General features: G+C 70.9%; 7 protein-coding genes. 3 read left to right on the forward strand and 4 right to left on the reverse strand.

Annotated elements, in window-relative coordinates; all coding sequences use genetic code 11:
- Nucleotides 1–2: 2 nt before the first annotated feature.
- On the reverse strand, nt 3–2,369 hold the full coding sequence (locus tag ACIP6U_RS33110; protein ID WP_401725568.1) for a TIM-barrel domain-containing protein: 2,367 nt from the start codon (nt 2,367–2,369) through the stop codon (nt 3–5).
- Between the two features lie 213 nt (nt 2,370–2,582).
- Here ACIP6U_RS33110 and ACIP6U_RS33115 point away from each other — a divergent pair, with 213 nt between their 5' ends.
- Nucleotides 2,583–4,559: an acetoacetate--CoA ligase gene (locus ACIP6U_RS33115; RefSeq protein ID WP_401725570.1), complete on the forward strand. Its 1,977-nt coding sequence runs from the start codon at nt 2,583–2,585 to the stop codon at nt 4,557–4,559.
- Nucleotides 4,560–4,569: 10 nt separating this feature from the next.
- Here ACIP6U_RS33115 and ACIP6U_RS33120 read toward each other — a convergent pair whose 3' ends face one another.
- Nucleotides 4,570–5,889, reverse strand: a complete 1,320-nt coding sequence (locus ACIP6U_RS33120) for an aminotransferase class I/II-fold pyridoxal phosphate-dependent enzyme (protein WP_401725573.1) — start codon at nt 5,887–5,889, stop codon at nt 4,570–4,572.
- Between the two features lie 54 nt (nt 5,890–5,943).
- Here ACIP6U_RS33120 and ACIP6U_RS33125 point away from each other — a divergent pair, with 54 nt between their 5' ends.
- Both ACIP6U_RS33125 and ACIP6U_RS33130 read left to right on the forward strand, forming a co-directional pair.
- Nucleotides 5,944–7,209, forward strand: coding sequence for an MFS transporter (locus ACIP6U_RS33125; RefSeq protein ID WP_401725576.1), 1,266 nt, complete (start codon nt 5,944–5,946; stop codon nt 7,207–7,209).
- Nucleotides 7,210–7,231: 22 nt separating this feature from the next.
- Complete coding sequence (locus ACIP6U_RS33130) at nt 7,232–8,122, forward strand: hypothetical protein (protein ID WP_401725579.1); 891 nt, start codon at nt 7,232–7,234, stop codon at nt 8,120–8,122.
- Between the two features lie 72 nt (nt 8,123–8,194).
- Here the strand turns inward: ACIP6U_RS33130 and ptsP are convergent, their stop codons facing one another.
- Nucleotides 8,195–9,865: a phosphoenolpyruvate--protein phosphotransferase gene (ptsP, locus tag ACIP6U_RS33135; RefSeq protein ID WP_401725582.1), complete on the reverse strand. Its 1,671-nt coding sequence runs from the start codon at nt 9,863–9,865 to the stop codon at nt 8,195–8,197.
- 78 nt (nt 9,866–9,943) lie between these two features.
- Nucleotides 9,944–10,393 (reverse strand): PTS glucose transporter subunit IIA, encoded by a 450-nt coding sequence (locus tag ACIP6U_RS33140; RefSeq protein WP_401725586.1) that lies wholly within the window; start codon nt 10,391–10,393, stop codon nt 9,944–9,946.
- Nucleotides 10,394–10,850 lie beyond the last annotated feature (457 nt).

The raw sequence follows: 10,850 nt of genomic DNA on the forward strand, positions 1-10,850 counted from the left end.
GCTCAGCTCTCCCCGAGCCCACGCACGCGTACCGGATAGGGCGGCTCACCGGCGCCGCTCTCGCCCTCCCGCTCGACCACGAGGCGCCGGCCCTCCCAACGGGTCGCGTAGCGCTCCAGCTCCGGCTCGTCCCAGCCGTCGCCCACGTCCGCCGCCACCAGCCCACCGCCGGTACGTCCCTGGGCGGGCGCCCACACCTCCAGCTCCAGACCGCCGTCGTCCCCGCGCACGGGGACGACGGCCCCAGCCCGCGCGAGCACCGGAATGCGCGACAAGGGGGCATCGACGAGCACCTGCCCCGGCCCCTCGTACGCCTTCTCCGTGACGGTGTCGTACCAGCGCCCCCGGGGCAGCTGCACCGCCCGCCGGTCCGCACCCGGATCCAGCACCGGCGCCACCAACAGGCAGTCGCCCAGCAGAAACGCGTCCTCGCAGTCGCGCAGCGCACGGTCCTCGGGCGCGCCCCACCACAGCGGCCGTACGTAGGGCGCCCCCGTCCGCCGGGCCAGATGCGCCAGCGTCACGAAGTACGGCAGCAGCCGACGACGTTCGACGAGCGCCACACGCGCGTGCTCCAGCACCTCGGCGCCGAACTCCCAGGGCTCGCGCCGCCCGGCCCGCAGACTCGCGTGCGTGCGGAACAGCGGCAGATACGCGCCGAGTTGGAACCACCGCAGATACAGCTCCGGCGAGGGACTCCCGTCGAAGCCGCCGACGTCAGGGCCCGAGTACGGCACACCGCACAGTCCGAGCCCCATCACCAGCGACAGCGAGGCCCGCAGCCCGGGCCAGCCCGTCGCCACATCGCCGGACCAGGTGCCCCCGTAGCGCTGCATGCCGGCCCACCCGGAGCGCGAGAAGACGAACGGCCGCTCCTGGGGCGCCAGTTCGCGCAGCCCCTCATAGCCGGCCCTGGCCATGGACAGGGCGTAGACGTTGTGCGCCTCGCGATGGTCCCCGCCCCTGCCCTCCAGGGAGTGCCTCGCCGATCGCGGCAGCGTCGACTCCCCGAAGGCGGCGAACGAGGTGGGTTCGTTCATGTCGTGCCAGAAACCCGCGAACCCCTGCGAGAGCCGCTCCTCATACAGACGACCCCACCACTCACGCACACGCGCGTGAGTGAAGTCCGGGAAGACCGACTCGCCGGGCCACACCACACCGCGCACCGGCCGCCCCAGAGCGTCCCGAACGAACGCGTCCTCGGCCGTCCCGCTGTCGTACACCGCGTTGCCCGGCGTCGCTCGCACCCCCGGGTCGACGACGGACACCAGCCGGATCCCGGACCTGCGCAGTTCCTCCGCCAGCACCGGCAGCTTGGGGAAACGCTCTCGGTCGACGGTGAACACCTGGTGCTCGTCGTAGTGGTCGATGTCCAGATGAACGGCGTCGAGCGGCAGCTCGCGCTCCTGATAGCCCGCGACGATCCGCCGCACCTCCTGCTCACTGCCGAAGCCCCAGCGCGCGTGATGGTGCCCCAGCGCCCACGCGGGTGGCAGCGCGGGCGCACCCGTCAGCGAGGCCCACGCGAGCAGCACGCGCGCGGGGGTGCCCACCATCACCCAGCAGCGCAACGGACCGCCGTCCATCCGCAGCTCGCTCGACCCCGCCCGGTCGTGCCCGGAACCGGCCCCCTCCTCGCCCTCCCGCAGCGTCACCGTGCCGTCCCAGGAGGAGTCGTGGAACACCAGGTGCGTGGCCGCGTCCGCCACCACGAACTGCACCGGCATCGTGATGTACAGCGGATCGTCGCCGGGACCGAACGCACGGCCCGGATCGGTGTTCCACAGGCGGTACGTCCCGTCCCGCAGCCGCGGGCCCGAGGCCCGTCCACCGAGCCCGAAGAACCGCGCGTCCGAAGCCACCTCCGAGCGCTGCATCCACCGCGCGGTACCGCCGCCGACCGGCTCCCACCACCGCGGCGGGAGATCCCGGCGCAGGACCACACCTCCCGGCGTCTGCACCTCGACCGCGCCGTGCCGGGAGACGACGATCGTCATGCGCTCGGCGACGACCCGCCAGCCGCCGTCCTTGTCCGGCTCCAGGAGCGCCCGAGGGTCCGGTTCGGGGCAGCGGCCGGCCAGCGCGTACGACGGTTCCGGATCGGCCCCGTCCCAGCCCCAGAAGACCACCCCGCTGACCGCGACCACGATCCGCAGCTCGGAGCGGGTGAACCGGATGACACCGCCGCCGGGACCGGGCTCCACCTCCCGCACCACCCCGGGCACCCGCGCACGCTCGGCGCCCCGCGGCGGCAGTGCGGCGGCGTCCGCGCGCTGCCTGCGCCAGGCCGCCGCCACGGTACGCAACCTCCGGCCCGCTCCCGTGGAGCCGACCGCCTTCACCGAACGCACCAGGTCACGACCGTCCATGCTGCTCACCCTGCCATTTACCGCTCCACGCACGCGTACCGTTCAACTTGCGTTCACCCGTGGCCGGGCAACATCTTCACGACGCGGACCGCGTGGGGCGCACCCTGGTGTAGAAGTGGATCACATGGCATCGTCCGTGTCAGCCGCGTCGCGCGCACACCCGAGCCCGTGCGCGGCCGACGCACACGACGCGCACAGTCCGGGAGCCGCCCCATGTCGACCGTGAACCCCCAGCCGCTCTGGCAGCCAGATCCGGAGCGCATCGCCGAGGCCCAGGTCACCAAGTTCCAGGCCTGGGCGGCCGAGCAGCACGGCGCCCCGGCCGAGGGCGGCTACGCGGCGCTGCACCGCTGGTCCGTCGACGAGCTGGACACCTTCTGGGAAGCCGTCGTGGAGTGGTTCGACGTACGGTTCTCGACGCCGTACGCGCGCGTACTGGGCGACCGCTCGATGCCGGGTGCCCAGTGGTTCCCCGGAGCGACCCTCAACTACGCCGAGCACGCCCTGCGCGCGAGCGCCACCCGCGCGGACGAACCCGCCCTCCTCCATGTCGACGAGACCCACGAACCGCGCCCGGTCACCTGGGCGGAGCTGCGCCGCCAGGTCGGCTCCCTGGCCGCCGAACTGCGCGCCCTCGGCGTACGCCCCGGCGACTGCGTCAGCGGCTATCTCCCGAATGTTCCGCAGGCGGTCGTCGCTTTCCTCGCCACGGCCACCGTGGGAGGCGTCTGGACCTCCTGTGCCCCCGATTTCGGCGCCCGCAGCGTCCTCGACCGCTTCCAGCAGGTGGAGCCGGTCGTCCTGTTCACCGTCGACGGCTACCGCTACGGCGGCAAGGAGCACGACCGCCGCGAGATCGTCGCCGAACTGCGCCGCGAACTGCCCACGCTGCGTGCCGTGGTCCACATCCCGCTGCTCGGCACGGACGCCCCCGAGGGCGCCCTGGAGTGGTCGGCCCTGACGAGCGCGGACGTGGAGCCCGTCTTCGAGCAGGTGCCCTTCGAGCACCCCCTGTGGGTCCTCTACTCCTCGGGCACGACCGGCCTCCCCAAGGCCATCGTCCAGTCCCAGGGCGGCATCCTCGTCGAGCACCTCAAGCAGCTCGGCCTGCACTGCGACCTCGGCCCGGAAGACCGCTTCTTCTGGTACACGTCGACCGGCTGGATGATGTGGAACTTCCTCGTCTCCGGCCTCCTCACCGGCACCACGATCGTGCTCTACGACGGCAGCCCCGGCTTCCCGGACACCGGCGCCCAGTGGCGCATCGCCGAGCGCACCGGAGCCACTCTCTACGGCACCTCGGCGGCCTACGTCATGGCCTGCCGCAAGGCCGGCGTGCACCCCGCGCGCGAGTTCGACCTCTCCAAGGTGAAGTGCGTCGCCACCACGGGATCACCGCTGCTGCCCGACGGATTCCGGTGGCTGCACGACGAGTTCGCGGCGAGCGGGGCCGACCTGTGGATGGCGTCCGTGAGCGGCGGCACGGACGTGTGCTCCTGCTTCGCGGGCGCCGTACCGACCCTCCCGGTGTACATCGGCGAACTCCAGGCACCCGGTCTCGGGACGGACCTGCAGTCCTGGGACCCGAGCGGGCACCCCCTGGTCGACGAGGTCGGCGAACTGGTCGTCACCAACCCCATGCCGTCGATGCCCATCCGTTTCTGGAACGACCCCGACGGCAGCCGCTACCACGACAGTTACTTCGACACCTACCCCGGCGTGTGGCGCCACGGCGACTGGATCACCGTCACCTCCCGCGGCTCGGTCGTCATCCACGGCCGCTCCGACTCGACCCTCAACCGCCAAGGCGTGCGCATGGGTTCGGCGGACATCTACGAAGCCGTCGAGCGCCTGCCCGAGATCAAGGAATCCCTCGTCATCGGCATCGAACAGCCCGACGGCGGCTACTGGATGCCCCTCTTCGTGCACCTGGCACCGGGCGCGACCCTCGACGAGGCCCTCCTGGGCCGGATCAAGCGGACCATCCGCGAACAGCTCTCACCGCGCCACGTACCGGACGAGGTCATCGAAGTCCCAGGCATCCCGCACACCTTGACCGGCAAGCGCATCGAGGTCCCCATCAAGCGCCTCCTCCAGGGCACCCCGTTGGAGAAGGCGGTCAACGCGGGCTCCATCGACAACCTCGACCTGCTGCACTACTACGAGGACCTCGCCCGCAAGCGCGCCTGACCGCAGCCGGTCAACCTCCGTAGGTGGCCTCGGACTCACCCAGTACGGCGGCGAAGTCCGAGGCCAGCCGCGGCGCGTCGCCCGGCTCCAGCTCAGCGACGGAGATCCGCACCCCGGGCCCCGACGCGAGTCGGAACCGCGCCCCCGACGCGACCCACCACCCGTACGACCGCAGCCCGTTCACCACGTCCGACTCGTCCCGCACGGGCACCCACACGTTCATCCCGCTCACCCCGTGCGCCTCGATCCCGCGAAAACCGAACTCCTCGAGGAGCGCGGTTCGACGCTCCTCGTACGTCTTCTGGGCGCGAGCCACCAACGCGCGCGTGCCGTCATCGGTCAACAGCCCGTGCACGGTCTCCTGGAGCAGATGACTGACCCAGCCGGACGTCAGCAACATCCGCCCGTCGTGCCGGGCCAGCGTGGTCGCGTCGCACGCCGCCGCAGCCCACCGCAGGTCGGTCCCCAGGAACTTGCTGACCGTCCGCACGTGCACCCACCGCGGCAGCCCGCCGGCGGTCAACGTGCGCAAGGGCGCACCGGCCACGGCGGACGCATGGTCGTTCTCGACGACCAGCACATCAGGCGCGTCCCGCAGCACCTCGACCAACGCGTCCCGTCGAGCCGCCGAGAAGCGGCCACCGTACGGATTCTGCGCCCGCGGACTGCACACCAACGCGCGCGCACCCGCGCGCAGCGCACCGTCCAACGCTTCGGGCCGCACACCCTCGTCGTCCACAGTCACCGGGACGCTCCGCAGCCCGAGGGCGGTGACCAGATCCAGCAAGTGGTGATATCCGGGGTCCTCCATGGCCACGGCGTCCCCCGGCCGCAGTTCCACGGAGAGCAGCCGCCCGATCAGATCCAGCGCCCCGTGCGCGAACGTCACGTGCTCCACCGGCACCCCGTCGGGCCCGATCCAGTCGCGCACCGCCTCCTCCAGCCGCGCCAACCTGGGCGCGGCACGGTGCGACCGGGCACCGGGGGAGAGGCGTGACGGCGGTACGAGGGCGGGAAGCAGCGCGGGATCGGGGTGCCCGCCGGACAGATCCCGCAGCCCCTCCGGAACCTTCGGCGGTCGCCGTGACGCCACGGCGGGCTCCGCCGCCACCACCGTCCCGCCCCGCCCGCGCGTGACGACGATCCCGCGCTGCCGCAGCTCCTTGTAGGCCGTCGCGACCGTTCCGGGACTGACCCCGAGATCGTCCGCCAGCCGCCGTACCGGAGGCAGCGCGGCTCCGGGGCCCAACGTGCCCTCCGCAACGCCCCGTTCGACGGACGAGGCAATCCCCTTGGCCGTCGTACCACTGATCGCATATTGTGTTGCCACGTTGCCAAGTATGTATCAGTACATAACTGGAAGCAAGGGGGAGCAGTGCATCCGATGCGCCGCGCAGCCGCATGGTCGAGCCGGATACCCGGAGGGCGCGACGGGCGCAGAATGCTCGCCATCGCCCTCGTCGACCGCATCGGCAGCGGCCTGTGGGCCTCCGTCTCCGTCCTGTACTTCACCTACGTCTCGCACCTCTCGATCGCCGAGGTCGGCACCCTCGCCGCGAGCGCCGGAGCCATCGGCATCGCCGGTGCACCCCTGGGCGGCCGCCTCGCCGACCGCTTCCCGATCACCCGCATCCTGATCACCGTCCAACTCCTGCGCGCCCTGGCCTCCTTCGCCCTCCTCACCACCCACGAGTACGCCCTGCTGCTCGTCTACTCCGCCGTCGGCAGCCTTGGCGACCGCGCCGCGAACATCCTCACCAGGCTCTACGCCACCCGCGTCGCAGGCCCCGACCGCGTCCGCTACCAGGCCTTCCACCGCACCGTCGCCAACGCCGGCTGGGCCCTGGGCGGCCTCACCGCCGCCGCGGCCCTCGCCCTCGGCACCACCACCGCGTACCAATGGCTGCTCACCGGCGACGCCCTGTCCTTCCTCGGCTCCGCCCTCCTCACCCTGCGCTGCGGCGAACCCCGAACCACCTCCCGCACAGTCGCCACCTCGAAGAACCAGCCACCCACCACCAGACCCACCAACCCCTGGCGCGACCGCACCTATCTCGTCTACGTCGCCTCCGAGACCGTCCTCTTCCTCGACGACGCCGTCTTCAAGGTCGGCCTGCCCCTGTGGATCGCCCACTCCGCCGACGCACCCCACGGACTCGCGCCCCTGCTGCTGGTCCTCAACAACGTGATGGTGGTGGCACTCCAGGTCCCCCTGGCCAGATTCGGCACGACCACAGCCGCCGCACGCACCCTCCTCGTCCCCGTGTCCATCGCCTTCGCCCTGGGCGGCGCGGCCATGGCGCTCTCGGCCACCGGCGGGATCATCACGGCCACCCTGCTCCTCACCGCCGCGGCAGCCGCCTTCACCATGGCCGAGATGCTCCACGCCACCGTCTCCTGGGAACTCTCCGTCGCCCTCGCCCCCACCACCGCCCAGGGCGCCTACCTCGGCGTCCACGGTCTGGCCCAGTCCGCCCAACGCAGCATCGGACCACTCGCCGTGACCGCGGCCATCGCCACCGGTCCGCTCGGCTGGACCGTTTTCGGCGCAGCCATCGCCCTGACCAGCCTGTTCCAGCACCGTCTGGTCCGCGAACCCCTCGCTCGGACGCCGTTGTCAGTGCCGCCGATTACTGTGAGTGAGCATTGATCGACCGCGCACAGGGGGAAACATGGCGCACCAGGACCACCAGACGATGCGACGCGTTCTGCGCCGCGAAATCGCGGGCACCATCGGCCTGCTGACCGACGAGTACGACTTCCGCGCCATGCGGCGCTACCGCACCTTCACCTTCGACGACCACACCACCTACCTGCGGCAGGTGGAAGCACTCCTCAAAACCCGCGCCTCCCAGGGCAGCCACACCACCGTCGCCCTCTTCGACCCACAGGAGTACGCCGACTTCTGCACCGAAGCCGGCCTGGACCCCGACGACCCGTACAGCCGCACCCGCTTCACCGCCGAACTGGCCACGACGGGCCCGAGCCTGCCCTACGACGGACAGGCCCTGGCCGACCTCGTCCCCGCCCTCGTCGACGAAGCCGTCCGACAGGCCACCTGGGAGTACGCGTCCACACTCCTCGCCCGCCTCGGCCCCTGTGCCTCCTGCGGCGAGGACATCGGCCGAGCCGCCTTCACCCGCGCCTCCGGACTCCTCGTCCGCATCCTCGACACGGCACCGCCCGGCAACCGCCAACTCGTCTGCAGCGTCTCGGCAACCCCGGAAACCCTCGTCTCGGTCCTGCACGTGGACCAGGACGACGGCACCACGGAACTCGACGAAGCCGAGGCCCTGGAGTTCACCACCGTCCTGGCCCTCGGCATCGCCACCCAAAGTCCCGGAGGACTCGTCATGCGCACCAGCGCCCCCGGGACCGTCGACCGTGTCTACGGCTGGCGACTGCGCGGCGAAGGCCTCCAACCCCTCACCGCCGGCGAGGTCTTCAACGCCTACTGCACCGACATCGAGTCCGGAGACCTGATCTCCCCGGAATCCGACGTCGACTACTCCCTGCCGCCCGACCTGGGCGAGGAGGAACAGCCACCGGGCCACCACCACTGACGGACACCAAAGGGGCGCCCCACCCGCAGGTGGAGCGCCCCTGAAGACCAGCCGACGAGCGAGCCGTCCCGACTACTCGCCGGACAACACCGCCTGAGCCGCGTTGCGCGCCTCCTCGGCACTGTCCGCGGCCCGGGCCGCCGCAGCCGCACGCTCGCACTGAGCCAGCGTGTACTTGCCCAGCGTCGTGCGGACGTAGGGAATCGACGCCGCACCCATGGAGAGAGAGGTGACACCCAGACCGGTCAGCACACACGCGAGCAACGGGTCGGACGCGGCCTCACCGCAGACACCGCAGCTCTTGCCCTCGGCCTTCGCCGCCTCAGCGGACAGCGCGACCAGGTCGAGCAGCGCGGGCTGCCAAGGATCCTGCAGCCGGGACACCGCGCCCACCTGCCGGTCCGCCGCGAACGTGTACTGCGCGAGGTCGTTGGTGCCCAGCGACAGGAACTCGACCTCCTGAAGGATCGACCGTGCCCGCAGAGCGGCGGACGGGATCTCCACCATCGCGCCGAACTTCGCCCGCAGACCCGCCGCACGGCACGCGTCGGCGAACGCCTTGGCGTCCGCGCGGTCGGCCACCATCGGGGCCATGACCTCCAGGTAGACCGGGAGCCCCTCGGCCGCCTGCGCGAGCGCCGTCAGCTGGGTGTTCAGCACATCGGGGTGTTCCAGCAGGGAACGCAGCCCCCGCACGCCCAGCGCGGGGTTCGGCTCGTCGGCCGGCGTGAGGAAGTCCAGCGGCTTGTCCGCGCCCGCGTCCAGCACGCGCACGACGACCCGACCTTCTGGGAAGGCCTCCAGCACCTGCCGGTAGGCCTCGACCTGCTTCTCCAGCGACGGGGCGTTCTTGCTGTCGTCCAGGAAGAGGAACTCCGTGCGGAACAGACCGACACCCTCGGCACCGGCCTCGACAGCGGCCGGAACGTCCGCGGGACCGCCGACGTTGGCCAGCAGCGGCACCTTGTGCCCGTCCGAGGTCGCACCCGGCCCGGTCGAGGCGGACAGCGCCGCCCTGCGCTCGGCCGCCGCGGCCTCCAACTGCGCCTTCTTCTCGGCACTGGGGTTCACGAAGATCTCGCCGGTGCTCCCGTCGACGGCGACCAGCGTCCCCTCGGCGAGCTCACCGGCCCCCGGCAACGCCACCACGGCCGGAACACCGAGCGCCCGCGCCAGAATCGCGCTGTGACTGGTCGGCCCACCCTCCTCGGTGACGAAACCGAGGACCAGCGTCGGGTCCAGCAGAGCGGTATCGGCAGGCGCGAGATCCCGAGCGATGAGCACATACGGCTCGTCGCTGTCCGGGACACCCGGCATCGGAACCCCGAGCAGCCGGGCGACGATACGATTCCGCACGTCATCGAGGTCGGCCACCCGACCGGCGAGGTACTCACCGGCATTGGCCAACAGAGCGCGGTAGGCCGCGAACGCGTCGTACACAGCGCGCTCGGCCGTGCTCCCGACGGCGATCCGCCGTTCGACGTCCGCCATCAGCTCGGGGTCCTGGGCCATCATGGCCTGCGCCTCGAGCACGGCCTGGGCTTCGCCCCCCGCCAGATTGCCGCGCGCCATCAGATCGGCCGCCACAGCGTCCACGGCCTGGCGGGCGCGCCCCTGTTCGCGCTCCGCGTCCTCCGTAGGAATCTGCTTGGCAGGCGGCTCCAGCACCGCCGTTCCCATGTGCCGTACCTCGCCGATCGCCACACCGTGGCTGACGCCGACGCCTCGCAGCGTTGTCTCCATCTCACCCGTCTCCGATAGTGCGGCGGGTCCCGCCGCCGCGTTGGTTGTCCTACGCGCCGTCGTACGACGGCATCGGTGTCACTGCCAGACGAAGAGACTGTCGCCGGCCTTCACGTCGCCGGTGTCACGCAGTTCGGAGAGGGCCTCGGCGGTGGCCTCCAGTGCCACGACGGGGCACACCGGCGACTTGCCGGAGGCCTCGACGGCGGCCGGGTTCCACCGTACGACGCTCTGCCCGCGGGTCACGGTGTCGCCCTTGTTCACGAGCAACTCGAAGCCCTCGCCGTTGAGCTGCACGGTGTCGATGCCGAGGTGGGTGAGCACGCCGTGTTCGTCCTCGTCGACGACGACGAACGCGTGCGGGTGCAGAGAGACGATCACCCCGTCCACGGGCGAGACGGCCTCGGAAGGCTCACGCACGGGGTCGATCGCTGTGCCCGGGCCGACCATGGCCCCGGAGAAGACCGGATCCGGCACTTCGGCCAGTCCGATGGCGCGTCCAGCAAGAGGGGACGTCACGGTGGTCATGGGGAGCCTCCCGGGGGCGGAGATACATACGGGTCGTCACTGCCTGTACCGGACAGCACACTGAGCAGCAGCGTATGTCATATGAAGTGCGGGTTCCGCACGAAAGGTACCAGTTAGTGGTCTAGACCACTAGTCTAATCGATTTGCACGCCGTTCCAGGCCCCATGTACAGTCGTACTCCTGCCTGACGCCGGGCGACGCTACCAAGCGCCCTGGCCTGGCAGCATCCAACTTGTCAGATCCTACTCGGGGTCACCTTCTGCATGCCTGCAGGACGGTGGTCAGGGGGACGGAAAAACACTGATAGAGTTTGGAACACGGAAAGCGAAGCGCCCGGAGGAAAGCCCCAGAAGATGTTCTGCGGGTGAGTACAAAGGAAGCGGCCGTTCCTTGAGAACTCAACAGCGTGCCAAAAGTCAACGCCAGATATGTTGATACCCCGTCTCCGACCGCATCT

It is taken from the genome of Streptomyces sp. NPDC088794, assembly GCF_044750545.1.
In the GTDB taxonomy this organism is placed as follows: Bacteria; Actinomycetota; Actinomycetes; order Streptomycetales; family Streptomycetaceae; genus Streptomyces.

Bases quoted from the DNA above. Each gene is read 5' to 3' on its own strand.
- ACIP6U_RS33110 (WP_401725568.1), bottom strand. From the start codon at position 2,369: ATGGACGGTCGTGACCTGGTGCGTTCGGTGAAGGCGGTCGGCTCCACG.
- ACIP6U_RS33115 (WP_401725570.1), top strand. From the start codon at position 2,583: ATGTCGACCGTGAACCCCCAGCCGCTCTGGCAGCCAGATCCGGAGCGC.
- ACIP6U_RS33125 (WP_401725576.1), top strand. From the start codon at position 5,944: ATGCGCCGCGCAGCCGCATGGTCGAGCCGGATACCCGGAGGGCGCGAC.
- ACIP6U_RS33130 (WP_401725579.1), top strand. From the start codon at position 7,232: ATGGCGCACCAGGACCACCAGACGATGCGACGCGTTCTGCGCCGCGAA.
- ptsP (WP_401725582.1), bottom strand. From the start codon at position 9,865: ATGGAGACAACGCTGCGAGGCGTCGGCGTCAGCCACGGTGTGGCGATC.
- ACIP6U_RS33140 (WP_401725586.1), bottom strand. From the start codon at position 10,393: ATGACCACCGTGACGTCCCCTCTTGCTGGACGCGCCATCGGACTGGCC.